Annotated in this window: 21 protein-coding genes and 1 riboswitch; of the genes, 12 read left to right on the forward strand and 9 right to left on the reverse strand. The window is 29.9% G+C overall.

The genetic code is table 11. The features are described from left to right. Positions 1-321 precede the first annotated feature (321 nt). The 5 genes from ACX6CF_RS14380 (at position 322) to ACX6CF_RS14400 (ending at position 5,793) form a co-directional block, all read left to right on the forward strand. Positions 322-1,644 (forward strand): ABC transporter substrate-binding protein, encoded by a 1,323-nt coding sequence (locus ACX6CF_RS14380; RefSeq protein WP_458786034.1) that lies wholly within the window; start codon positions 322-324, stop codon positions 1,642-1,644. Between the two features lie 79 nt (positions 1,645-1,723). Further along, positions 1,724-2,608 carry a carbohydrate ABC transporter permease gene (locus ACX6CF_RS14385; protein WP_458786035.1) on the forward strand — a complete coding sequence of 295 codons (885 nt, stop codon included), beginning with the start codon at positions 1,724-1,726 and terminating at the stop codon, positions 2,606-2,608. Position 2,609: 1 nt separating this feature from the next. After that, on the forward strand, positions 2,610-3,428 hold the full coding sequence (locus ACX6CF_RS14390; protein WP_458786036.1) for a carbohydrate ABC transporter permease: 819 nt from the start codon (positions 2,610-2,612) through the stop codon (positions 3,426-3,428). Between the two features lie 28 nt (positions 3,429-3,456). Then, positions 3,457-4,797 carry a GH1 family beta-glucosidase gene (locus ACX6CF_RS14395; protein ID WP_458786037.1) on the forward strand — a complete coding sequence of 447 codons (1,341 nt, stop codon included), beginning with the start codon at positions 3,457-3,459 and terminating at the stop codon, positions 4,795-4,797. A gap of 3 nt (positions 4,798-4,800) precedes the next feature. Next, entirely contained in the window at positions 4,801-5,793 is a 993-nt protein-coding gene (locus tag ACX6CF_RS14400) for a LacI family DNA-binding transcriptional regulator (protein ID WP_458786038.1), read from the forward strand. Between the two features lie 89 nt (positions 5,794-5,882). Here ACX6CF_RS14400 and lysA read toward each other — a convergent pair whose 3' ends face one another. The 8 genes from lysA to ACX6CF_RS14440 form a co-directional block, all read right to left on the reverse strand. Further along, on the reverse strand, positions 5,883-7,136 hold the full coding sequence (gene lysA, locus ACX6CF_RS14405) for a diaminopimelate decarboxylase (protein ID WP_458786039.1): 1,254 nt from the start codon (positions 7,134-7,136) through the stop codon (positions 5,883-5,885). A 53-nt stretch (positions 7,137-7,189) separates the two neighbouring features. After that, the gene (locus ACX6CF_RS14410; RefSeq protein ID WP_458786040.1) at positions 7,190-7,873 is read right to left on the reverse strand and encodes a TrmB family transcriptional regulator; all 684 of its coding nucleotides are present in this window, start codon (positions 7,871-7,873) and stop codon (positions 7,190-7,192) included. A 208-nt stretch (positions 7,874-8,081) separates the two neighbouring features. Continuing rightward, positions 8,082-8,885 carry a hypothetical protein gene (locus ACX6CF_RS14415; protein WP_458786041.1) on the reverse strand — a complete coding sequence of 268 codons (804 nt, stop codon included), beginning with the start codon at positions 8,883-8,885 and terminating at the stop codon, positions 8,082-8,084. A gap of 36 nt (positions 8,886-8,921) precedes the next feature. Further along, positions 8,922-9,677: a hypothetical protein gene (locus ACX6CF_RS14420; RefSeq protein ID WP_458786042.1), complete on the reverse strand. Its 756-nt coding sequence runs from the start codon at positions 9,675-9,677 to the stop codon at positions 8,922-8,924. Between the two features lie 489 nt (positions 9,678-10,166). Then, positions 10,167-10,973, reverse strand: coding sequence for a hypothetical protein (locus ACX6CF_RS14425; protein WP_458786043.1), 807 nt, complete (start codon positions 10,971-10,973; stop codon positions 10,167-10,169). 119 nt (positions 10,974-11,092) lie between these two features. Then, positions 11,093-11,908, reverse strand: coding sequence for a hypothetical protein (locus ACX6CF_RS14430; protein WP_458786044.1), 816 nt, complete (start codon positions 11,906-11,908; stop codon positions 11,093-11,095). A 255-nt stretch (positions 11,909-12,163) separates the two neighbouring features. Then, positions 12,164-12,949 (reverse strand): hypothetical protein, encoded by a 786-nt coding sequence (locus tag ACX6CF_RS14435; RefSeq protein WP_458786045.1) that lies wholly within the window; start codon positions 12,947-12,949, stop codon positions 12,164-12,166. 67 nt (positions 12,950-13,016) lie between these two features. Continuing rightward, entirely contained in the window at positions 13,017-13,775 is a 759-nt protein-coding gene (locus ACX6CF_RS14440; protein WP_458786046.1) for a hypothetical protein, read from the reverse strand. A gap of 322 nt (positions 13,776-14,097) precedes the next feature. On the opposite strand from ACX6CF_RS14440, the gene ACX6CF_RS14445 reads away from it, so the two are divergent. From ACX6CF_RS14445 to ACX6CF_RS14465, 5 genes are all read left to right on the forward strand, one after another. Further along, positions 14,098-15,414 carry a replication-associated recombination protein A gene (locus ACX6CF_RS14445; protein WP_458786047.1) on the forward strand — a complete coding sequence of 439 codons (1,317 nt, stop codon included), beginning with the start codon at positions 14,098-14,100 and terminating at the stop codon, positions 15,412-15,414. Positions 15,415-15,766: 352 nt separating this feature from the next. Next, a riboswitch (cobalamin riboswitch) is annotated at positions 15,767-15,939 on the forward strand. 153 nt (positions 15,940-16,092) lie between these two features. Beyond that, positions 16,093-17,151 carry an ABC transporter substrate-binding protein gene (locus ACX6CF_RS14450; protein WP_458786048.1) on the forward strand — a complete coding sequence of 353 codons (1,059 nt, stop codon included), beginning with the start codon at positions 16,093-16,095 and terminating at the stop codon, positions 17,149-17,151. A 112-nt stretch (positions 17,152-17,263) separates the two neighbouring features. Continuing rightward, positions 17,264-18,301: a FecCD family ABC transporter permease gene (locus ACX6CF_RS14455; RefSeq protein ID WP_458786049.1), complete on the forward strand. Its 1,038-nt coding sequence runs from the start codon at positions 17,264-17,266 to the stop codon at positions 18,299-18,301. 27 nt (positions 18,302-18,328) lie between these two features. Beyond that, positions 18,329-19,105 (forward strand): ABC transporter ATP-binding protein, encoded by a 777-nt coding sequence (locus ACX6CF_RS14460; RefSeq protein WP_458786050.1) that lies wholly within the window; start codon positions 18,329-18,331, stop codon positions 19,103-19,105. 133 nt (positions 19,106-19,238) lie between these two features. Continuing rightward, positions 19,239-19,826 carry a hypothetical protein gene (locus ACX6CF_RS14465; RefSeq protein ID WP_458786051.1) on the forward strand — a complete coding sequence of 196 codons (588 nt, stop codon included), beginning with the start codon at positions 19,239-19,241 and terminating at the stop codon, positions 19,824-19,826. Between the two features lie 82 nt (positions 19,827-19,908). Here the strand turns inward: ACX6CF_RS14465 and ACX6CF_RS14470 are convergent, their stop codons facing one another. Continuing rightward, on the reverse strand, positions 19,909-20,097 hold the full coding sequence (locus ACX6CF_RS14470; protein ID WP_458786052.1) for a hypothetical protein: 189 nt from the start codon (positions 20,095-20,097) through the stop codon (positions 19,909-19,911). A gap of 169 nt (positions 20,098-20,266) precedes the next feature. Between ACX6CF_RS14470 and ACX6CF_RS14475 the strand changes: the two genes are divergently transcribed. Further along, on the forward strand, positions 20,267-23,785 hold the full coding sequence (locus tag ACX6CF_RS14475; protein ID WP_458786053.1) for a S8 family serine peptidase: 3,519 nt from the start codon (positions 20,267-20,269) through the stop codon (positions 23,783-23,785). A gap of 127 nt (positions 23,786-23,912) precedes the next feature. After that, the gene (locus tag ACX6CF_RS14480; RefSeq protein WP_458786054.1) at positions 23,913-25,166 is read left to right on the forward strand and encodes a tetratricopeptide repeat protein; all 1,254 of its coding nucleotides are present in this window, start codon (positions 23,913-23,915) and stop codon (positions 25,164-25,166) included. The last annotated feature ends 3 nt before the right edge of the window (positions 25,167-25,169 follow it).

The following is a 25,169-nucleotide window of genomic DNA, read 5'->3' on the forward strand; positions in this document are numbered from 1 at the left end:
TCACATAATATCTAAAAAAAGTAAATATTTTTATGTATGGAAAAAGTAATAATTATATTATAGAAGAAGATAACTTGGGACATTAACATGTGTAATTAATTAGAGTATTATTGAAATTAATTTTGATAATTAAAAAAACAATTGACAAAATTTTAAATGCCGATTATAATGAAATTAGGTATTCATTATATACCAAAAAACTTGTAATCGATTACAAAAGATATGCAAAGTATATTTATTTCTAAAATTTAATTTATGTTTGATTTTGTAATCGATTACAAGGACATAATAATAAAACACATAATCTAGGAGGGTTTTAAAATGAAAAAATCTTTAATAGCATTATTAATTGTAACTCTTTTTGTTTCAGGATTAGTAGGATGTGGCAAGACTGATAATAAGAAAGATGAACAAAATGAATCTGATAATAAAGTAAATGAACAAGTTGAATCTAATAATAAAGAAGAAGAAATTACATTATCTTTTTGGTATAAGGATGTTGGAGTAAAAGAAGAAATCTATAAAGAAGCAGTTGAACGTTTTGAAAGTAAATATCCAAATGTAAAAGTAAATACTTTCCAAGCAAGAAGTTCTGCATATAAGCAAAAATTACCTATAGCATTATCTGGTAACGATGCACCTGATGTATTCTTTACTTGGGGAGGCGGATGGCTGAACAGATTTGCTGAAGAAGGTCATGTTTTAGAAATTACAGATAAACTTGACACAACTCGTTTCAAAGAATTAGCTATGGTAAATTGTATTAATGATGAGAAAGTGTATGGAGCACCATTAGGAATTGATATTGGTGTTGTATTCTACAACAAAGAAATCTTCAAGAAAAATAATTTAGAAGTACCTAATACTTATGAAGAATTAAAAGAAGTTATGAGTACGTTGAGAAATAATGAAACTATTCCATTTGTACTTGCTAATCAACCAAAATGGCCAGGCTCTTTTTGGTTCATGTATTTAGCTGATCGTTTAGGTGGAGAAGAAGCTTTTCAAAAAGCTTTCAAACGTGATGGAGGTAGTTTCAATAGCGAAGCATTTGTTGGCGCAGGGGAATATATCCAAGAATTAGTTGATTTAAAAGCTTTCAATGATGGATTTAATGGATTACCATATGATGCTGGTACAGCTAGACAATTACTTTATACTGATAGAGCTGCTATGATGTTAATTTCAAATACATTTATTAACTTAGTCAGAAAAGAAGCACCTGATTATGAGTCAAAAGTAGGAATGTTCCCATTCCCAGCTATATCAGATGGAGAAGGAGATAATAGTAATCTTGTAGGTATTGCAGCACCAGTTTGGTCAATTTCTTCAGGTAGTGAGCATCCAGATCTAGCGTTAGAACTAATAAATGAGTTAACAAGTATCGAAACTGCAACAGAGTATTCTAATAGAACAGGATCACAGACTGCAATCAAAGACATAAAAACAGAGGATCCTATTGTTCAACAATTAATGGATATGTTGACTAAGGCAAATAATTTACAAATGGTATATGATCAGACTCTAATGCCAGAATTAGCACAAAAACATTTGGAAACAACACAAGAAGTATTTGGGTTTATGAAAACTCCTGAGGAAGCAGCAGATGAAGTTGAGGAATTAGCGAAAAAATTATTAGACTAGAGATAATAATTATAATGAGTTAAATCTAAAAAAAAATGGTCGGGGAAATCCTCGACCATAATAATTGAAAGGAGATCATATGAAAAAATTTAAAAATAGTAAAATAATTTTGTTTATTGTTTTTTTGCTGCCAACATGTTTAGTATTTTCAACTTTTATATTATATCCAATATTTTCTACATTCATAAATAGTTTTTTTGATTGGTCAGGATTAAGTGACCAAAAAACATTTATTGGATTAACTAATTATATAGATTTATTTCAAGACTCTTCATTTAAAGCAACTCTTGTGAATAACTTATATGTAATTATAGCATCAGTACTATTTCAAATTCCCTTAGGCTTATTACTTGCATTAGTCATAGTTAAAAATAATTTTAGAAATAAGTTATTAAGTATAATATATTTCTTGCCATATCTATTATCAACAATGGCTGTAGGATTAGTATGGACTTTGTTCTATGACCCATACTTTGGTGTAATAAATAATGCTTTAAAAAGTATTGGTGTTGAAAAATGGCAAGTAACTTGGCTTGCTGATCCAAAGACAGCATTAGTCGCAGTTTTGATTGTTGTTATATGGTTTTATGCACCTTTTTATATGGTTATTTTAAGGGCTGCATTAGTAGGAGTATCAAAATCTCTTTATGAAGCTGCTGAAATTGATGGTGCTTCAAAAAGCCAACAATTCTTCAAAATCACATTGCCTACTATAAAGCCAACATTGGTAACTTCATCTATATTATCAATTGTAGGGTCATTGAAATCGTTTGATATTTTTTATATTATGACAAATGGTGGACCGGGTACATCTACAGAATTAGTTGGAACTTATATGTATAAACAAGCATTTGTAAATTATAAAATGGGTTATGCCAGTTCAATAGCATTTGTAATGTTTTTAATTACTTTATTAGTAAGTATATTTGTTAAAACGTTTAATAAAAGAAAGGGGCAAGCGTAGTATGAAAACTATTAGTAAAATATTCAATAATAGTATAGCCTTCTTACTAGCGGTAATTATGGGTTATCCTCTTTTGTATGTAATTAGTACTTCCTTAAAACCACTGAATGAGTATTTTACAGAACCTGTAAAACTTTTTAGTTCAATAAGTTTTGAAAATTATAAGTACGTAATTGATATGGGTTTCCATGTTTTTTTTAAGAATAGCTTAATGATTACTTTTTTTAGTGTGATAATTACTGTATTATTAGCAACTATGGCTAGTTATGCATTAGTTAAGATGGATTTCAAATTCAATAAGATCTTAAGCCTTTTGTTTATAGCGGGTATGATGATACCGGTTCATGCAACATTAATTCCGATTTTTAATTTGGAGAAAAACATTTATATATATAATAAATTAATAGGGGTTGCTTTGCCTTTAGTGGCTTTTTCGTTGCCAATTTCAATATTTATTGTTAGTCAGTTTATGAGAGATATTCCTCATGAACTAGTAGAGGCAGCTAAAATGGATGGTGCTAGTGAGTATCAAACATTTTGGGGAATATTTTTCCCACTTTTAAAACCGGCAATATCAACGATTGTTATCTATACTGGAGTAAAAATATGGAATGAATTTATCTTTTCATTAGTATTGTTGAATGATGAAAAGAAATATACGATTCCTTTAGGATTACAACAGTTTTACGGAGAATTTTCGGTTAATGTACCAGCTTTGCTAGCGGCAATTTTCACTGCTTCTATTCCAGTTATTGTAATCTTTCTTGTCTTACAAGATAAATTTGTTAAGAGTTTAACTGGGGGCGCAGTAAAAGGTTAGAATCATTAAAAAAATTGAGGTGATTATAATGTTAGATGAATTAACAGATGATTTTAAGTGGGGAATATCAACGTCTGCTTACCAAATAGAAGGAGGATACCAGGAAGATGGTAAAGGTCAATCTATTTGGGACGTTTTTACAGAAAATAAAAATAATATTATTGATAGAAGTGATGGAAAAGTTGCATGTAATCATTATGAATTGTATAAAGATGATATTGATCTAATAGCTGATTTAGGTATAAAATATTATAGATTCAGTATTGCATGGACAAGAATATTTCCTGAAAATTCGTATGAAATAAATGAAAAAGGTATAGAATTTTATAATAATTTAATTAAGTATATGATTCAAAAAGGTATAGAACCTATGGTATGTCTACACCATTGGGACTTGCCTTATTATCTATACGAGCAAGGTGGATGGTTGAATAGAGAATGTGTAGAAGCCTTTGAAAAATATGCTGAAACCATATTTAATCGTTTTGGTAAGTATGTCAAACATTGGGCTACATTTAATCAACCTTATTCAATTGCATATGGTGGATATGTTACCGGAAAAAGAGCACCAGGAAAACAAGATATACCATCTGCATTTAAAGTAATACATAATGTTTTGCTTGCACATGGTAAGACTGTACGTAAATTCAGGGAGTTGAATATTGAGGGTAAAATAGGTATTATCTTAAATTTAATGCCAGTCCATTGTCTAACAGAAGAAGATGAATATGCAAGGCAATTAGAGGATGAATTCAGAAATAAATGGTTTTTAGACGCTATTTTTAAGGGGAATTATCCAAGAATGTCTAGGACATATCTTGAAAGAGAATATAATATTGATTTTAATGATTTCATACAAAAAAAGGATATGCAAGTTATATCAGAAAAAATAGATTTTATTGGAGTTAATTACTACACAAGAAAAATTGTTGAATATAATGAAAAATGTTTGCTTAACATTGAATATATTGATAAGCATAGTAACTCAACAGATGATTTGCGTGAGATATATCCTAATGGATTAAAAGAAGCTTTAACATTCGTGAAGCAATATGAACCTAATATAGATATATATATTACTGAAAATGGTGCGGATTATAGAGGTGACAATGTTGAAGATATACTAAATGATGAAAAACGTATAAAATTCTTGGAATGTCATTTTAAAATAATAAAAGAATTAATTCATGATGGATTTAATATAAAAGGATATTATTTATGGACATTATTTGATAATTTTGAGTGGGAAAATGGATATATTGGAAAATATGGTATCGTCTATGTCGATAGAGATACTCAAGAGAGAATTGTTAAAAATAGTGGGAAATGGTATACTAATTATATAAATGAAAATAAAAGGTTTTGGTGATTTATGGAAAAGAAAAATGTCAAAGAAATTGCAAAACTTGCTGGTGTATCGACCGCAACAATTTCGAGAGTGATAAATAACAATCCTAATGTTAAAGATTCTACTAGACAACATGTTTTAGAAATTGTTAATAAATATGAATTCAAACCAGATAGGTTAGCTAAAAACTTAAGAACTAAAAAGAGTTACACTCTTTTAGTATTGATTCCTACTGTAGAAAATCCATATTTTGCTGAGATTATTCGTGGAATAAATGAAAAAGTATATAACACTAAGTATGAAGTTATTATAGGAACGGTAGAACATAAACGCAATTCAATGGAAATTTTCTTGGATTTACTTAAAACCAATCAAATAGATGGTGCTATATTTGTTTCATCAAGTATTGATAAAGCTGAGTTGCTTAAAATTAAAAATAAAAAAAATATTGTGCTATGTAATGAATATGTTGAAGGAATGGATATTTCCTATGTGTGTATAAATAATCTATTAGCTTCATATGAAGCTACGAAAAGACTTATTGATTCAGGGTGTAAGAATCTATGTTATTTTGCAGGACGCAAAAAATCAATTTCAAGTGAAAAAAGGAAAATGGGTTTTCAAAAGTGTTTAGATGAATATGCTATTGCTAGTTCATCAAAGCATGTATTATATGGTCCTAATTCTATAGAATCAGGGTATGATTCTATGAAAAAAATTCATGAAAGTAATATGAAACTTGATGGAATCTTAGTTAATTCGGATTTAAAAGCAGCAGGGGTAATACGTTATTTAAAAGAGAAAAATATTAAAATTGGACAAGAAGTAAAATTAATTTGTTTTGATGGTACATTTGTTTCAGAGATCATAACACCTAAGATTACTACTATCAATCAGCCAGGTTATAGTATTGGACAAAAAAGTTTAGAACTATTAGTAAATCAGCTTCAAGATTCAGATTGTAATATTCAATCAATCATTGTGGAACATGAAATTAAAAAAGGGGAAACATTATAATAAAAAAGCTGTAAATCCATTTTATATGGAGTTTACAGCTTTTTTTATATAGTTGAATTATGATTTGTATTATTATTCCTAAATAGAACTTACTCAAAATTTCTAACTAAATCTTCAAAAGTATCTCTGCGACGGATAAGCTTTACATTACCATCAGAAGTTATCAGTAATTCAGCAGGACGAAGTCTATTGTTATAATTAGATGCCATGCAATATCCATAAGCACCTGCATCTAAAACATTAATTATATCGCCTTCAAAAATCTCTGGTAGTTCACGTTGTTTTGCTATGATATCTCCGCTTTCACAGATATTACCAACAATATTTACGGTTTCAGATTTGGTTGATGCCACATTGGATTCTCTGAATATCTCTATGTCATGATGTGAATCATACATAACTGGTCGCTTAAGTACATTAAAGCCTAGATCTGTTCCTACATATTTCATTCCATAATTGTCCTTAATAGAATGAACTGTACCTAATAGATTACCACATTCAGCTGCGATATAACGTCCAGGTTCTACTTTGAAAGTTAATTGTTTACCATACTTAGCGGCGAAGTCAAAAAACACTTTGTCTAACTTTTTACCTAAGTCTTGTAGATCCAATCTTTTTTCACCATCAAGTTTTTGGTAAGGGATACCAAATCCACCGCCCATATCCACAAATTCAAGATTATCAAATTTTTCAGCTATGGCTAAAACAGATTTAACACCTTCAACATATTTATCACCTTCCATAAATAAGGAACCTATATGTTGATTAATACCTACTAGGTTAAGTTTGTATTTTGAAAGAATCTCTCTTACTTGTGGTATAAAGTTAGGGTCAACCCCAAATTTGGTTTTTTTACCGCCTGTAATAACTTTCTCATGATGACCAGCACCAACTCCAGAATTAAATCTAATACATACTTTACCGCCTTCATTGATTTGACCATATGATTCTAGTTGTGAAACTGAATCTACACTTACTAGAATATTTCTATCTGTTGCAAACTGCATTTCTTCTTTTGATACATTATTACTGATGTAGAGTATCTGTTCAGGTTTGAATCCCGCCTTTAATTCAACAAAAATTTCACCTGGAGACATTGCGTCAGCATTAAGACCTTCTTCACGAGCGATTTGTAATAAGCTAAGATTACCATTAGCTTTCACTGAAAAATTAACAGAGAAATTAGGGTATGTTATAAGGTTCTTCAGTTCTCTACATCTTTCTCTCATTATATTTTCGTTATAGACATATAGTGGACTACCATATTCTTTTATCAATTCCATTGGGGTAGTGTTACCAAAAAAATTAGTTTCGTCAGATACTTTGTTATATGTTGATAGCATACTCTGTTGCTCCTTTCTAAGAAATAAATTGTAATAAACTAGTAAAATATTATTTAATCAGATATATTATTTTTAATATCTATTAAATGGATTTCATTAATGATTGCTTCTCTTATAAGTCTGACCAAAGTAGTATTACGAGAGTAGAGAGCTTGATTCAATGTTCCTGTAATAACTTCTTCAGTATCTATTATAAGCTTAAAAGACTCATAATTAAATGATTTATAGAATTTGTTATGACCAAACTCAGGGGCTTCTGGTGATAAGATAACTATTTTCTTATCATTATCATGAGCTTCTATTATTTCATTTGAAAATATATCTAGAATTTTTTTATCAGCACAAAAATATAATCTGAACTTAGATTGTTGGATCATATTTTTAATTTTGTTAATCACATTTTTAGTATCTACAATAGTAATATATGGATTATTAGTAATCGAGTTGAATTCTAAATCGTCTTTAATAATTTGTATATTTTCATTGAAATCTCTTGTTGCATTCATGATAAGTTCGTTCTTAGAGATAGCAATATATTTTGCAGATGTACCTTCTATTATATGTGCGCTACCTTTGTCAACTAGACTTGATAGTGCGGCGTAGGCATTAGAACGTGAAATACCAGATATTTTTGCTGCTTCATAGCCAGATAATTCTCCATGTTTACACAAGGTAATGTATATAATAGATTCTTGCTGAGTGAAGCCAATGCTCTTTAAGGCATTAATCAAATTCATATTCTCACCTCAATAGTATTCCTTTATAGAACTACTATAAAGCATGTACTTATAAATGTCAAGAAAAAAACTAAGGGTTTTGCTGATAAACAAAACTCTTAGTTTCATAAAATAATATATAAATAAAAAATACATAAATTAACCGTATATACTGTAAAATTTGGATGTTAAATTAGTGAGACTAATATTTATTTTATCATTAGTCATTTTACTTCGTAAAGTTGTAATTATCTCCAAAATTATTATCCCAATAAGTTACACCATTAACAGTATAGCTTATTGCAAAATGATAATTATTCCACTGATAGTCATCAAGTCCGTAAATATCGAATGACCATAATTCTGTATTATTATCGTAAGTACGAGTATAGTTAGCATCAACTTCATTATAAGTTTGCCAATTATCTAGAGTATATCGTACTTTTACGTTTTTGTCATAGGCTAGATTTTTTACGTAAATGGAACCTATTATGGATTTATTATAATCATTATAACGAGAATCATTTAACATAACAGCACTTTTTGATAAAGTGCAAGGTGCATTATAGATCATTGTAGTATGTTGAAGTAGATAATTGTCTCCATTGTTATTATCCCAATATGTATTACCATCAACTTCATATTTTACAGCAAATTTACAATTATATTCAACTTGATGATTTATTGGATATGTTGGATAAGTTTGTTCAGGTGTTTTGAAAGTCCATACTTCAGAGCCGTCTTCTAATGTTTTGAGATAAGATGCAGATTGGTCTAACCAGTTGGAACCGTCATAAGTATAATGTACTGTAATATTTTTATCAGCACTTAAGTTTTTGACATTAATATATCCAGTTGCAGAATAATATACTTCGTGGATGCCATATTGACTAGGATAAGTTGTTACCAATTTTGCTGAATACAATTGTATATTAGGAGTTGTCTGTGCAGAGATACTTAATCCACTAATATTGAGCATTAATACAAAACAAATTACAAAAGTTACTAAATTTCTAAAACATTTCTTTTTCATTCTAATTCCTCCTGAGTTTAAATATTAACAGTAATTTTATTCATAGTATTCTGTGAGGCTATAATTATCACCAAAATTGTTATCCCAATATGTTTCACCATTTACAGTATAACTGATAGCATATTCTCCTTCTTCATAGTAATAACATGGTATGAAGAATTCCCATGATTCTATATTATTGCCAACATCTTTTCTGTATTTAGCGTCAACTGATTTTTCAGTTGTCCAATTATCCTTAGTATAATGAACTTTTACGTCTTTGGCATAATCCAGATCTTTCAAGAACATGAATCCTTGTGTTCCATAACGATAATTATGTTTACCAGTGTCTAACATAACAACACTTTTTGATAATGCATAAGGAGTATTACTGTCTGAGTAACTGAATTCAACATAATAATTATCACCATTATTATTGTCCCAATATGTATTACCAGCAACTTCGTACTTTATAGCAAATGTACAATTATTTGATTGATCCTTAGGTATGTTTATATTGAAAGACCACACTTCATCTTCAGCAGATAAATTCTTAAAATATTCTGCTTTCTGTTCAAGCCAGTTAGTACCGTCAATTGTGTAATTTACAGTAACGGTTTTATCATAGTCCAAGTTTTTAACATGTATATATCCTTTTGCAGTATAATCACTATTGAATCCTTTCTGCATTACTTTCGCAGAATATAACTCTACATTAGGCGTCTGTGCTAAAATACTAAAGCTATTGACATTGAGGGTCAAAATAAAACAAATAATTAAAGTTACCGAGTTTCTAAAATACTTTTTCTTCATTTAAATTCCTCCTTTATTTTTATAAAATACATTATATTACGATAATTTATAAATGTCAAATAATAAACAGAATATTTATTTTGTTTAAAATATTGTTAGAATATAACGAAATTTTAATTTATATATAAAATATATTGTATACAATATCAAATAACAAAGTGAGAAGTATGGTTTTTAGAAATAATATTGTAAGATATTATAAATAACAATTAAAAATAAACTAAATTATTAGTCAATTTAAAAATATGTTAATATAAATTAGAAAGAATTATTACGAATTGTTATAAAGGTAGATTTTTAAATATAACTAAGGGACAGCCTACTAATATATTTTTTATTAACATAATCATAGGTCTGCAACAATAGTTTATCGTTAAACCAGATTGTAAAAAAATATATTAGGAGACTGCCCCTTAATGTATACTTTAGATATTAAGATTTTTTGCATAAATGAACGTATTGCTTGTGAGTACTAGCTAATGATGATCATTAGGGAAGATTAGGGTCCTGTGTAGGTGAAAAAATGTAATTATCACCAAAATTATTATCCCAATAAGTTATGCCATTTATAGTATAACTAACAGCATATTCCCCACCACAGCTCCAAGGAATGGTACTTCCGTCATTGATTGTATTAAATAACCATACTTCTACATTATTACCTAGATTAGAATTATATGAAGCATCAACATCATGATAAGATTGCCAATTATCCGTAGTATAACGTACTTTTACTACCTTATCATAAGCCAGGTTTTTCAAAAAAATCGATCCATAGATAGAATTATAAGAACGACCTGTTCTATCTAACATAATAACACTCTTGGATAGTGCATATGGTGAATTAAAACTTGTGCTGCTGCATTGAAGAAAATAATCATTACCATCATTGTTATCCCAGTAGGTATCACCATTAACTTCGTATTTTATGGCAAATCTACAATTGTATGTGTATTGATGAGCTGGTGTGTATGATTGATATGGTGTAGTAAAAGACCATACCTCTGATCCATCGGATAATGTCTTATAATAGGATGCAGATTGATCATACCAATTATAGCCATCATATGTATAGTGTACTATAACATTTTTATTAACGTTCAAGTTTTTGACATATATGTATCCACTTGCGTAGTAACCTGTCATTTGACCAGTATTAGCATATGTCGTTTCCAATTTTGCAGAATAAAGTTCTACATTTGGAGTTTGAGCTAGAATACTAGAACCATTGATATTGAGAATTAACATAAAACAAAAAATAAAAGATAATAGATTCCTAAAAAATTTTTTCTTCATTAATAATTCCTCCTATTTTTTAAAAACATATAATTTCTCTTTCAGATTAATATATGTAGCAATATAAGAAGTTATTAAATAATGTTAAAAATAATTATGAACATTAATATTCTAATGCTTTAATTTGCATATGATATTGGTGAAAAACTGTAATTATCACCAAAGTTATTATCCCAATAAGTTACTCCATTAACAGTATATCCAATAGAATACTCTCCACTAGAATTTACAGGGAAAGGAATCTCATCATGCTTAGTATCAAATGACCATAATTCTATATCATTATCATATTTCCAGTTATAATGGGCATTAAGATCGTGATAAGTCTGCCAGTTATCTGTAGTATAACGTACTATAACCTTTTTATCATAAGCCAAATCTTTCAAGATGATGAAGCCCCATAAAGAATGTGAATCGCATATTTCCCTGTCTAACATAACAACACTTTTGGATAAGTTATAAGGAGCATTGTAAATCATAGTGGTACTTTGAAGAAAATAATTCTCCCCATTATTATTATCCCAATATGTATTACCATCAACTTCATATTTTATAGCATATCTACAATTAAATTCAACTTGATGTTCAGGTATATAAGATTGTTCAGGTGTATTGAAAGTCCATACTTCAGATCCGTTTTCTAATGTTTTTTGATAAGAAGCAGGTTGATCCAACCAGTTGGTACCATCATAAGTATAGTGTACTGTCACATTTTTGTTACTGCCAAGATCCTTAATATAGATATTACCAGTTGCGTAATAACCTACCATGTTACCTATATTACCGTAGGTTGGTAATATTTTTGCAGAATACAGTTGTACATTTGTTGTCTCAGCTAACGTTGTTTGAGCTGAAATACTAAAACAACTAATGTTAAGTGCCACAACAAAACAAATCATAAAAGTTACTAAATTTCTAAAATTCTTTCTTTTCATAAAGATTCCTCCTAATATATTTTTTTTGCAAAATATATTATAATACTTTTATCAAAATATGTCAAAAAATAAACTGAATATTTATTAATAATAAAATATTTTAATATTAATAAAAGTAGTGAATAAATTATATGTCATTGAGTTGACAATTCATTCACTACTAGTATAAATATACATATGATTTAATAAAAGTAGCCTATAAATTATTTAATTTCAATAAATAATTTATAGTTATATAAGATAATATATTGGGAATTAATCCATATTATATAGTCTATAATTTAATTCAAAGTTATTGTCCCAATAAGTAGCACCATTGACAGTGTAACCAATAAAGAATTCAAAATCTCTTTTTACATCAATTATTGTTGCCCAATTTTCAATACCATTAGCATTTGTATTATTATATGAAGCTTCACTTTCATTATAAGTTTGCCAATTATCAGTAGTATAACGTACTTTTACGGTTTTATCATAGCCTAGATTCTTTAAACATATATTCAGTGAGTATTTATTTTCTCCACAACTCAATATATCATCTAAAGTGATGTCACTTTTGGATAACACGATTGGAGAATAGTTACTGTCTTTACCTCTTTCAAGAAAATAATCGTTTCCATTATTATTATCCCAATATGTATTACCGTTGACTTCATACTTTATAGCGAATCTGCAATTGCATTTTGTATATCTGCAACCCATAAAACTTTGATTAGGTGTTCTGTATCTCCATACTTGGGAACCATCAGACAAAGTTTCAACATATACAGCTGGTTGATCAAACCAATCATTACCGTTATAAGTATAGTGTACTGTAACATTTTTGCTTGTACCTAAATCCTTAATATGAATGATTCCAGTTGAGTAATAAACATTACCAATCATCATATCACCACTAACACAAGTGGTTTCTAATTTTGCTGAGTACAATTGTACATTATCACTAATGGTTTGAGCTGAGATACTGATACCACTAATGTTAAGCGCTAAAGTAAAACAAATCATAAAAGCTGTCAAATTTCTAAAATACTTTCTTTTCATAAAAATTCCTCCTAATATTTTGGTTAATATGTTTTGAATTATAATTTATTATTACAATATACAATTTTTATTTATAATTTTCTTCAAAATTATTGTCCCAATAAGTAACACCATTAACGGTATAACCAATAGCAAACTCATATTTGTCATCTAAATCGAAATGCCATTCTTCTACATCATTATCAAAGCTTTGATAATGAGAAGCTTTGATTTCATTATAGGTTAACCAATTATCGGATGTATATCGTACCTTTACTGACTTATTAAGCCCTAGATCTTTTAAGTAAATGTAATTACTACAGCTAGGATGATAAGCATTTAGAGGATAATTTAACATAACAACACTTTTAGATAATATATAAGGAGCATTGTAACGGTTATTACTATATTGAAGGAAATAATCGTTTCCATTATTATTATCCCAATATGTATCGCCATTAACCTCATAGTTAATAACAAATCGACAATTATATGTACAATCTCTTATAACTTGGTAAGGGTGGTCAGGGGTTCTATAGACCCATACTTCAGACCCATTTGTCAATGTTTTAAAATAAGTAGCAGGTTGCTCTAACCAGTTAATGCCATCATAGGTATAGTGTACTGATACATTTTTGTTGCTATTTAAATTATTAACATATATATACCCAGTTGTATAATATGTGTAAACAGCACGACCATGATCATAATGTTGACCTGTTCCTATTTTGGCAGAATATAATTGTGCATTAGGTGTTTGAGCCAAAATACTAAAATCAGTAATATTAAGCATAAAAATAAAACAAACAATAAAAGTTACTAAGTTTTTAAAATACTTCTTTTTCATGAATATTCCTCCTTTTCTGATAAGGTATATTATATTACAATATATTTAAAAGTCAATTAACAAATTGAATATTTAATTAATTTATACGATGTTAAATATATTTTAAGAATATGATACTGGTTACCTTTATTTAAGGATATAATGCAGGTGTAATTAATATTTATATAACTGAATTATATTATATGATCGTTTAGGGTAAGATAAAAAACTAGGATACTTGAAGTGAACAATAGCCTAACGATAGCTATGTATGATATAATTAGTTAGTAAAAATAAGATTATTAGAAACTTAGAATTAACATAGATGATAGAGGAGATAGATATGGATTTATTTGATATGATGAGAGAAAAAACTCTAGAAACTGAATCCCCATTAGCAGCTAGATTACGACCAACATCTATTGAAGAAGTAGTTGGACAAGAACACATAGTAGGAGAAGGTAAATTATTATATAGAGCTATAAAGGCAGACAAATTAGGTTCGCTTATTTTTTATGGACCGCCTGGAACAGGGAAAACTACTCTTGCAAAAGTGATAGCAAATACCACAAAATCTGAATTTGTTCAATTAAATGCAACTATATCAGGAAAGAAAGACATTGAAAAAGTAGTAAATGAAGCTAAAAACAGGCTAGGAATGACTCTAGGAAAGACTATTCTATTTATTGATGAAATCCATAGATTCAACAAAGCACAGCAGGATGCTCTTTTACCATACGTTGAAGATGGTACTGTAACACTCATTGGTGCTACTACAGAGAATCCTTATTTTGAAGTAAACAGTGCTCTAGTATCTAGGTCCAGAGTATTTGAATTAAAACCTTTGGGTAACAAAGATATTCGTAAATTAATAATAAGAGCTATTACTGATAAAGAAAAAGGATTAGGAGATTTTAATGCCAGAATTAATGAAGAAGCTATAGAGTTCTTGTCTGACAGAGCTAATGGAGATGCAAGAGCAGCTCTTAATGCCATTGAACTAGGGGTTCTTACTACTGAGCCAGATGAAGAAGGTATAATTGAAATAGATATAGATGTAGCATCAGAATGTATACAAAAAAGAGTTATCAACTATGACAAAAACGGTGATAATCATTATGATACTATATCAGCTTTCATAAAAAGTATGAGAGGTTCAGATCCAAATGCAGCTGTCTATTATCTTGCAAGAATGATTTATGCAGGAGAAGATCCAAAATTCATAGCGAGAAGGATTGTTATTTGTGCTGCTGAAGATGTAGGAAATGCAGATCCTATGGCAATACAGGTTGCAATGGCTGCTGCTGATGCAGTTAATTTTATAGGTATGCCAGAAGGTAGGATAATATTATCCCAGGCAGCAACATATGTTGCTTGTGCTCCCAAAAGTAATGCTGCTTACTTAGCTATTGATAAGGCTTTAGATGATGTTAAGAAAATACAGATTACTGCAATTCCATCATATCTGAAAGATAGTCATTATAGTGGTGCAAAAAAACTTGGTCACGGAACAGGGTATAAATATGCTCATGACTATGAAAATCATTATGTAAAACAGCAATATTTACCAGATGAACTTGTTGATGAGATATATTATAATCCTACTGAACAAGGATATGAGAAGAAAATTGTAGAGCATTTCAACAAGATAAAAAAATAAAAAATGCAAGTAAGTCAGAAAAGTGTTTTGTTCTAACTTGGTTTTTGCAAAATAGTATATGTATATGTTACGCCAGCTAATTGCTCGTCCTGAGCAAAAAGATGGGTTCGGCGTCCTGCCTCACTACTTCACATATACATATACTATTTTGCTTCCTAGTATCTATAATATAATCACAAACCACTTTTCTTCTAAAGTATCTAACTATTGGCTGTTACAGAGTTTATAATAATATTATTATATAAAGATAAAAAATGGAAAACTCAAATAGCTAGTTTTATATTGACATATTAATATTAAAGTATATAATAAAATTATCTTTGTTATTACGTATATATAACATAAGATACTAAAATTTAATAGATAAAAAGGTACTCGTTGAGTTAAAAGGGAAAGTGGTTAGATGCCACTGCAGCCCCCGCTACTGTAAATGGTGTGAAATCTAAAATGTCATTGGGAAACTGAGAAGACTAGAGAGTAAGTTAAGCCATAAGCCAGGAGACCTGCCTTTTTACAATGTTTTCAGCTTTCGGTGGGAGAGTGTAGATTCACATATTTATTTGTAATCTGACTGTGCCTGAGCACAGTTTTTTGTTGCTTATAAATAGAAAATGCTACATGAGTATACCGAGTGTTAATCACTTTTCTTATTAAAGAGATATTATGGAGGTTATAGAAATGAAAAAAATATTAAAGCTGTTACTGACAACAATGTTAATCTCAGTACTTGTTTTTAGTTTGGCTGCTTGTGGTGGTAAGAAGACACCAAAGGAAGATACATACAAACAAGATAATCAAGTAGATAAAGATGAAACATCAAAAACTGACGAAGACAAAGGTACTGATGAAGATAAGGATAGTAATGATAAGGAAGATGGAAATACTGGTAAGGAAGAAGATACTAGTAGCGAATCAGATATATATCCATTAACTATAACAGATAAATATGGTAAGGAAATAACAATTGAAAAAGAACCAAAAACTGTAGTTTCAATTTCACCAGAATTTACAGAAACAATATTTGCTCTAGGAGCAGGAGACAAAATCATAGGTAGAACAGATTTTTGTGACTATCCTAGTGAAGTAGCGAATATAGAATCAATTGGTGGTCTAGAAGAATTTAATATTGAGAAAGTAGTAGATCTTAACCCTGATGTTGTAGTTACATCTGCTCATGTAAAAGATGATGCTGTAGCTAAGTTGCAAGAACAAGGTATCACTGTTTTATCACTTTCTTGGAATGAAAGTTTTGAAGGTGTATATGGTTATATCAATACACTTGGTGAAGTTCTTAATAAAAAAGAAGAAGCAGATGAAGTAGTAACTAGTATGAAAGATAAAGTGACCGAAATTAAAAAAGCTATAGAAAAAGAAGAAAGACCAACAACATATTTTGTGGTAGGGTATGGAGAAGGTGGAGACTTTACAGCTACTGGAGATACTTTTTTAGGTGAAGTAATGGATATGGCTGGAGCTGATAATATAGCGAAAGATGCTACAGGTTGGGCGTACAGTATTGAACAAATAGTTGATAATGACCCTCAGATTGTTATATGTTCAGATAAGAATGATGTTAAAACTAAGCTAAAATCATTAGAAGGATATAAAGATTTAACTGCTGTCAAAGAAGGAAAATTATACGAAACAGATGAAAATCTATTTTTTAGACAAGGACCAAGAATAATTGATGGATTAATTAATTTAGTCAAAATAATTCATCCAGATGCTATTAAATAATGTAAAGAGATTAGAATTCTAGTATACTTTAAGTAAGTCTATGCGAAATATTAGCATAGGCTTACTGTGTATAAATAGAAAAGGACATACTAAGTAAAGCAGGTTTAATAATATGAAGATATTTAGAAAAAGTAATATTATAATAAGTTTATTAGTACTTATAGCAGTAGTTATAATTGCATGTGGATTTGGTTCGGTTAGTATTGATTTTACAACTAGCAGTAAAATATTATTAAGTAAAATTCCATTTATCAATGATTTAATTTCACTTGATGGTATTAAGGAATCACATATAAAAATAATAGCTGACCTAAGGTTGCCTAGAATAATACTTGCATTATTTACTGGAGGAGCACTAGCTGTTGTTGGCTGCTCTTTTCAAGGAGTTTTCAAGAATCCAATGGCAGACCCTTTTGTACTAGGTATATCCTCAGGTGCAGCACTTGGTGCGACAATTGGTCTTATATTCAACTTTAATAAATCTTTTTTTGGCTTTACTGGAGTGAGTATGTTTGCATTTGTTGGTGCTATTCTTACAGTTTTAGTAGTATTAAAAATATCAGCAATTGGTAAAAAACTTCCTACTACAACATTACTGTTAGCAGGTATATCAATAAATTACTTATTATCAGCACTTATGTCTTTGTTGATGTTATTGAATAGAGATAAATTAGAAAGAATATATTTATGGACATTAGGAAGCTTTAGTGCATCAAGTTGGAAAGAAGTAGTGATAATAGCACCTTGTGTCATTATTTGTTCAATAATTTTAATGGTATTCTCAAAAGAATTGAATCTTATGCTATTAGGGGATGAGACAGCAGGAAGTCTTGGTATTGATGTTAATAAGACCAAGAAAATTATACTAGGAATATCATCCATCATGGTAGCTGTTGTTGTTTCAGCTAGTGGAATCATAGGATTTGTAGGTCTTATTATACCGCATATAATAAGAATAATTAATGGTCCGGATCATAAAAAATTAATACCACTTGCAATGCTTGTAGGAGCCATTTTTATGATAATCTGTGATACTATTGCTAGAACTATCATAACACCTGCTGAATTGTCAGTAGGTATTATAACTTCAATTTTCGGTGTTCCATTTTTCTTATTTTTACTGAATCAAAACAAAAAAAGAGTTATGTAATCAACTACTATAAAAGGAATGAACAATATGAATAGTATAGTTAGTACTAAAAAATTGAATTTCAACTATGGTGAAAAATCTATATTGAAAGATTTGTCAATTGATATAGAAAAAGGTTTGTTCTATAGTATTATTGGTCCTAATGGTTCTGGAAAAACTACCTTGTTGAAATTATTGGCAGGTATTTTACCTTCTAATAAAAAGACAATTTATATTAAAAATGATGATATTCATACTATTAAGCAGAAAGAAATTGCTAAGAGATTATCAGTTGTGCCTCAAATAACTGATATGCAATATGAATTTTCTGTTTATGATATTGTTATGATGGGTAGATCTCCTTATACTGCTAGATTTCAAAAAAACACTGAAGAAGATATAAAAATAGTAGATGACGCTATGAATGAAACGGGAGTCATAGAGTTAAAAGAGAAAAAAATTACTCAACTTAGTGGGGGAGAATTACAAAGAGTTATTCTTGCGCGAGCTATAGCACAAGAGACTGATATTATGTTATTGGATGAACCCATATCTCATTTGGATATCGGATATCAATACGAGATAAGCGAGTTGGTTCATAATTTATGTAAGAAAAAAGGCATTACAGTTATAAATATTGTTCATGATTTAAATATAGCTATGAGATATAGTGATAAAATATTGATGTTGAAAAATGGTCAGGTATATAGATATGGAAATCCAGAGGAGGTAATAACCAAGGAATCCATTAAAGATGTTTATTCTATTGATGTAGAATTAATAAATCATCCCATTTTAACTGATAAAAAAGTAATAATTAAGTAATATTTTAATATGTACTTGCATATATATATTTATTGTGGCAATATAGTTATATAAGATAAGCTATCAATTAATTTATAATTGATAGAAAATTATAATTAATATTTATATGTATATAAGAAAGGATATATGCAAGATGTCAGATAGTAGATTTGAAAATGTTTTACGTCTAGAATACCCACTATTTGAAGAAACACTAAATGATAATTTAACTAGAGATTACGTAGGAGAAATATTAAAACTATATGAAGGATTAAAGAGAGAAACCTATAGATTTGAGCCAAGAATCTATAAGGTATATCTAGATTTTATTGTAGCTATTAACTCGGTTTATAAATATCTTTTGGTGAATGAAGTAGAAAAAGATAAAGCACTGAAATTATTATCAGAATTTTGTATAAATACTATAAATAAGTCTTTGGATAGACTTAGTTTTATACAATTAGCATTTCACTATTCTACTAACAAAGCATATCTGAAACTTATTACAATAAGTTCAATTATAACTTTGGAAAGTCTTAAGTTAGCAAATGAGTTGAAAGAGCATTATATGGATGAAGAATTAAGCAAAAGCATGGAAGAATGTAATGTAGAAGATTATTTTAATTATTACGGAGTAGAAGAGTTAATGGAAATAGTTGAAGTAGTAGAAAACTCATTTGATATGTTCTTGGATAAAAATGTTAATCATAATAAAGGAAAAGAAGTAGTTCTTAAAATATAATTAAGCATTTCTCTAAAAGGGCTGTTCATAACATGATACAGCCCTTTCTAAATAATCCAACAAAGAAAAATAGGAATTGTTGTTACCTGTTTTTCATAATTCTCAATATGATTCCAACAAAAACTGATAACACACAAGTAGAAGCAATACAAACTACTATTATTTCTCCACTATTTTCTCCCTGGCTAAATGCATAATATATAGCGATACCATAAAATCCTAATAAAATAATTATAACTGCAAAAATAAGTATCCTTTTTAGTTTAGTCATATGTTCACCTCTAACCTCCACATTTCTATATGGATTAGTATATTTGAAATAATTTAGTATGTCAAATAATATAGGAATGCAAAAAATGTTTGAAACATAAAAATTTATACAATAAATCTATGTAACTTTCATAAATTAGAATAAGAGAGTTTTATTAGGGGGGAGTATAATGAAAAACAATCAAAAAGTAGATGATAGGTTAAATCTAGCTGTTGATTTGTCCAGTGAAGATAGAGAGTATACTACTAATCTAAATGTGGGTTATAATGAAGAATCCAACACTTGGGAATTAATTGTAAAATACAATGGAGAAATTGCCGAAATTCCTGAAATAGTAGCACTTACAGAAGATATTGAGCAACTAACAATGGATTATGCTATTGTCACAATAAAACAAGAAAATATTGATGAATTCGCTTCATTTCCAGAAATAGAGTATGTAGAAAAACCAAGTAGTTTATATTTTAATCTAGATACGAGTCTTAGAGATGCATGTATTACATCTGTTCAAAATGTGTTTCCGCGTTTAAAAGGAGAAGGAGTCTTATTGGGGATAATTGATTCAGGTATAGATTATTCACACCCTGATTTTAGAAATGAGGATGGAACTACTCGTATAGTTACTTTGTGGGACCAATCCATACAAGGTAATCCACCTGAAAGTTTTAGTGAAGGCTCTGAGTATACCGCAGAACAGATAAATGAAGCTTTGAGTAAAAACAATAAATTTGAAATGCTTGATGTGGTTCCATCAGATGATTTTTTAGGTCATGGAACTCATGTAGCAGGTATCGCAGGGGGAAATGGTAGAGCTAGTGATGGACAGTTTATAGGAGTAGCACCTGAAGCAGAATACATAATTGTGAAGTTAGGCAGAAGAGGTCAAGAATCTTTTCCAAGTACAACCGAGATTATGAGAGCATTAGTTTACGTAACAAGAAAAGCAGAAGAATTAGGAAGACCAATATCTATCAATCTAAGTTTCGGTAATAATTATGGTTCACATGATGGTAAATCCTTATTTGAAAATTTTATAGACAATATAGCAAGTGAATGGAAAAATGTTATATCGGTTGGTTCGGGTAATGAAGGTAGTACTTCACTTCATACTAGCGGAATACTAGTGGAGGGTGACGAAGAAATAGTTGAAATAGCAATTTTTACTGGAGAGCCTAATATAACTATACAACTGTGGAAAGCCTATTCGGATACCATAAACGTTTCAATCCAAGCACCAAATGGTATATCATCTGGTTTTATAACGCCAACGCTAGGTAAACAGCAATTTAATTTAAATGGAACCAAAGTTTTATTATATTATGGGGAACCGTCCCCATATAATTTAGATCAACAAATATATATTGAGTTAATTCCACAATCAGGTAATTATGTAACTGAGGGAATTTGGAAGATAACTTTACAAGCGAATACTATAGTCTCTGGCAATTACGATATGTGGCTACCTGGTTCAGTAGGTAAGGAGACAAAATTTTTGAGACCTACCATAGATACAACCTTGACTGTGCCATCAACAGCAACAAAAGTAATAACAGTTGGAGCATATGATTCATCAACAGGAAGTCTAGCCACTTTTTCGGGTAGGGGATATACAAGAAAGTCCAATACAATAACCGTAAAACCAGATTTAGTAGCACCAGGAGTTAATATTGTTGCTGCATATCCAGGTGGGGGGTATGATTCACTTAGTGGTACCAGTATGTCAACTCCATTTGTGACTGGTGCTGCAGCATTATTAATGGAATGGGGTATTGTAAAAGGCAATGATCCTTATCTATATGGTGAGAAGGTAAAGTCATATTTACAAAGATCTGCCAATAGGAATGAGACTCTATTTGAGTATCCCAATAATTTATGGGGATATGGAACACTTTGTTTAGCTAATGCTTTTAGAGGATTAGGTGGAGTTGAAATAACTGAATTTAATGATGATGTAGAAGCTATTAGAAAACGTATTCGGGAAGGGAGTGATCCTGAAATATGTAAACAAGCAGTAATATCTGAGGAGTATTTTGACTTGCTTATTGAGTATGAGAGTATAGATGATATATATGAAAGATATAATCCAGAGTGTATACAGATATTGGATGATCAATTTGCAGTGGTACATATATTTATTGGTAATGATTGTAAAGGTATCATTAATAGAGTTGATTTAAGTGATATTCCCCACTGCTTTGGTCCATACGCAATTAGCGCTTTAGAAGACGCTGGTATATTGACATTTCATAATCAGCCATATGTACCTCTTAGAGGTGGGGGGGTTCTAATAGGGATAATAGATTCAGGAATTGATTACACTGATTCAATATTTAGATATGAGGATAATACTACCAAGATTAAAGCTATATGGGATCAGACCATAGAAGGTTTACCTCCAGAGGGATTTATATTTGGAACAGAATTTACTGAAGAACAGATTAATCAAGCATTACAAGTAGAAGATCCTTTAACCATTGTTCCGTCTTTTGATAAAACAGGGCATGGGACTTTTTTGGCTGGAATGTCAGCTGGACGTGAAGATAGGGCTAATAATTTTGTTGGTGCTGCACCTGATGCTTCAATAGTTGTTGTGAAGGTGAAAAAAGCTAAAAAATGTTTAAGAGATTTTTACTTGATACAAGATGACATAGAAAGTGTTTATCAAAATACAGATGTAATATTTGCAGCTAAATATATACGAGAATTATCCACTAAATTACAAATGCCCCTTTCTATGATTATAGGGTTAGGCAGCAATCAAGGGGCTCATGATGGTAGTTCTATCACAGAGAGTTATTTACAGTCAATTGCTAGAAGGATAGGAAATACAGTGACAGTAGCTGTTGGAAATGAAAGTAATCTAGCACATCATTTTAGGGGGCAATTTGATGAAGATGATGAATTCAAGAATGTTGAAATAAAAGTACCACCTAACGAACCAGGATTCACATTTAACATTTGGAGTAATGCACCAGATAAGATATCAATATCTATTACATCTCCTACAGGAGAATTCATTGATAGAATACCAGCTACATTAGCAAAAAAAGAAGAAATAAAATTTTTATTAGAAAAGACAACTATCTATATAGAATATCAATTATCTGAAGCTAGAACAGGAGATCAAGTCATTTTCGTTAGATTGGAAGAACCTACTGAAGGTATTTGGACCATTACTGTATATGGTGACTTAATCGTGAATGGTAGGATTGATGTTTGGTTACCTAGAAAAGATTGGGTAAAAGACGAGACTCAATTCTTATTACCCGACCCATATACAACAATTACTGATCCATCATCAAGTATTGGGCTCCTTTCGGTAGGGGCATATAATCATAGATCAGGAAGCCTGTATTTATCTTCAGGTAGGGGACTAACAAGGGATGAAGTGTTAAAACCAGATTTAGTAGCCCCCGGAGTTGGTGTAGTAGGTCCATTACCAGACGATACCTATGGACCGATGACAGGAACAAGCATAAGTGCATCTATAACTGGTGGAGCAGCAGCATTATTATTAGAATGGGGAATAATAAAAGGTAATGACCCTACAATGGATACAGGAAAAGTGAGAAATTACTTGATTAGAGGAGCCAAGAGAAAAAGATCCATTAAATATCCTAATAGTGAATGGGGATATGGAGAACTAGATTTACTTGGTGCTTTTCAAGCTATAAGAGGAAGTAAATAAAAAATTCCAATGAAATGAATCAAAGGTTAATATTTTACATTTAATATGGTATAATATGAAATGATGCTATTATGATAATGTAGTTCGTATAAAAGATTTTAAAGATTACTAGAATGGAGTAATACCAATGAAAAGATTATTGAGCGTGTTAATTATAATGACAATATTTGTTGTAGGATGTAGTTCTGATAAAGAGGTTATCAAGATAAATGAGGAAGGTTTCAAACTTTTTTCAGAAGGAAAATATCAAGAAGCACTTGAACAATATAATAAAGCTATAGAAGAATATCCAGAATTTTCTACTTCATATGCTAATAGAGGTATGATATATTTTGAAATTGGGAGTTATGATGAAGCATTAAAGGATGTTGATAAAGCTATTGGCTTAAATGGAAAAGATGCAGTAGCTTATAGTAATAGAGGTTATATGAATCTTGCACTAGGCAAAGTTCAAAAGGCTATAGATGACCTAGATAAAGCAATCGAGCTAAGAAATTATTTTCAAGAAAAAGAATCATTAGGAATTACTTATACTACTAGAGGTACAGCTTATGGGTTAGTAGGTGAATATGAAAAAGGTATCGAGTCATTCAATAAAGCACTGAAAATAAATAAAAATGATAAGACTATATATAATGCGAGGGGTATACTCTATAAAGATTGGGGTAAGTACGATGAGGCCTTGGAAAGTTATAACAAAGCATTATCAATAGACCAGTCATATGCTTATGCATATGCCAATAGAGCATTTGTTTTTTTCATTACAAAAGAATATGATAAGGCTTTAGCTGATGTAAATACGGCTATAGATATTAATCCTATAATACCACAGGTCTATAACACTAAGGCACTTATATACAGCGAAAAAAATGAAACTGATAGGGCAATTGAAATCTATGATTTTATTATAGATAAATGGGATAATTATGCTGATGCATATATTGGTAGAGGTAATGAATATTTGAAGAAAAAAGAATATGGAGAAGCATTAATTAATTATTCGGTTGCTGCTGATTATGGTAATATAGATGCTTTGGCACAAAAAGGATATCTACATGAATATTTAGAACAGAATGAAGAAGCAATAAAAGCTTTTGAAGAATATTTAGAAGCTGTTCCAGGTAATTATGATATAACAATAGAGATAGGCGATTTATACCAACAATTGGAAGAATACGATAAATCAATAGAATATTATGATCAAGCTATAAAGATAAATCCTGACATATATAATAGTTATTTCAAGAAAGGATTATCTTTAGAATATCAAGAAAATTATGAGGAGGCGCTTAAAATGTTCAATAAAGTATTAGAAATTAACGAAAATCAGGTAGATGCTAAAAATGAGATTAAATTTATTGATGAGAAACTAAAAAGATAGAGT

This window comes from Vallitalea sediminicola, from assembly GCF_054408565.1.

Excerpts from the sequence above, each read along its gene's own strand:
- ACX6CF_RS14380 (WP_458786034.1), top strand. The coding sequence starts at position 322 with ATGAAAAAATCTTTAATAGCATTATTAATTGTAACTCTTTTTGTTTCA.
- ACX6CF_RS14385 (WP_458786035.1), top strand. The coding sequence starts at position 1,724 with ATGAAAAAATTTAAAAATAGTAAAATAATTTTGTTTATTGTTTTTTTG.
- ACX6CF_RS14390 (WP_458786036.1), top strand. The coding sequence starts at position 2,610 with ATGAAAACTATTAGTAAAATATTCAATAATAGTATAGCCTTCTTACTA.
- ACX6CF_RS14395 (WP_458786037.1), top strand. The coding sequence starts at position 3,457 with ATGTTAGATGAATTAACAGATGATTTTAAGTGGGGAATATCAACGTCT.
- ACX6CF_RS14400 (WP_458786038.1), top strand. The coding sequence starts at position 4,801 with ATGGAAAAGAAAAATGTCAAAGAAATTGCAAAACTTGCTGGTGTATCG.
- lysA (WP_458786039.1), bottom strand. The coding sequence starts at position 7,136 with ATGCTATCAACATATAACAAAGTATCTGACGAAACTAATTTTTTTGGT.
- ACX6CF_RS14410 (WP_458786040.1), bottom strand. The coding sequence starts at position 7,873 with ATGAATTTGATTAATGCCTTAAAGAGCATTGGCTTCACTCAGCAAGAA.
- ACX6CF_RS14415 (WP_458786041.1), bottom strand. The coding sequence starts at position 8,885 with ATGAAAAAGAAATGTTTTAGAAATTTAGTAACTTTTGTAATTTGTTTT.
- ACX6CF_RS14420 (WP_458786042.1), bottom strand. The coding sequence starts at position 9,677 with ATGAAGAAAAAGTATTTTAGAAACTCGGTAACTTTAATTATTTGTTTT.
- ACX6CF_RS14425 (WP_458786043.1), bottom strand. The coding sequence starts at position 10,973 with ATGAAGAAAAAATTTTTTAGGAATCTATTATCTTTTATTTTTTGTTTT.
- ACX6CF_RS14430 (WP_458786044.1), bottom strand. The coding sequence starts at position 11,908 with ATGAAAAGAAAGAATTTTAGAAATTTAGTAACTTTTATGATTTGTTTT.
- ACX6CF_RS14435 (WP_458786045.1), bottom strand. The coding sequence starts at position 12,949 with ATGAAAAGAAAGTATTTTAGAAATTTGACAGCTTTTATGATTTGTTTT.
- ACX6CF_RS14440 (WP_458786046.1), bottom strand. The coding sequence starts at position 13,775 with ATGAAAAAGAAGTATTTTAAAAACTTAGTAACTTTTATTGTTTGTTTT.
- ACX6CF_RS14445 (WP_458786047.1), top strand. The coding sequence starts at position 14,098 with ATGGATTTATTTGATATGATGAGAGAAAAAACTCTAGAAACTGAATCC.
- ACX6CF_RS14450 (WP_458786048.1), top strand. The coding sequence starts at position 16,093 with ATGAAAAAAATATTAAAGCTGTTACTGACAACAATGTTAATCTCAGTA.
- ACX6CF_RS14455 (WP_458786049.1), top strand. The coding sequence starts at position 17,264 with ATGAAGATATTTAGAAAAAGTAATATTATAATAAGTTTATTAGTACTT.
- ACX6CF_RS14460 (WP_458786050.1), top strand. The coding sequence starts at position 18,329 with ATGAATAGTATAGTTAGTACTAAAAAATTGAATTTCAACTATGGTGAA.
- ACX6CF_RS14465 (WP_458786051.1), top strand. The coding sequence starts at position 19,239 with ATGTCAGATAGTAGATTTGAAAATGTTTTACGTCTAGAATACCCACTA.
- ACX6CF_RS14470 (WP_458786052.1), bottom strand. The coding sequence starts at position 20,097 with ATGACTAAACTAAAAAGGATACTTATTTTTGCAGTTATAATTATTTTA.
- ACX6CF_RS14475 (WP_458786053.1), top strand. The coding sequence starts at position 20,267 with ATGAAAAACAATCAAAAAGTAGATGATAGGTTAAATCTAGCTGTTGAT.
- ACX6CF_RS14480 (WP_458786054.1), top strand. The coding sequence starts at position 23,913 with ATGAAAAGATTATTGAGCGTGTTAATTATAATGACAATATTTGTTGTA.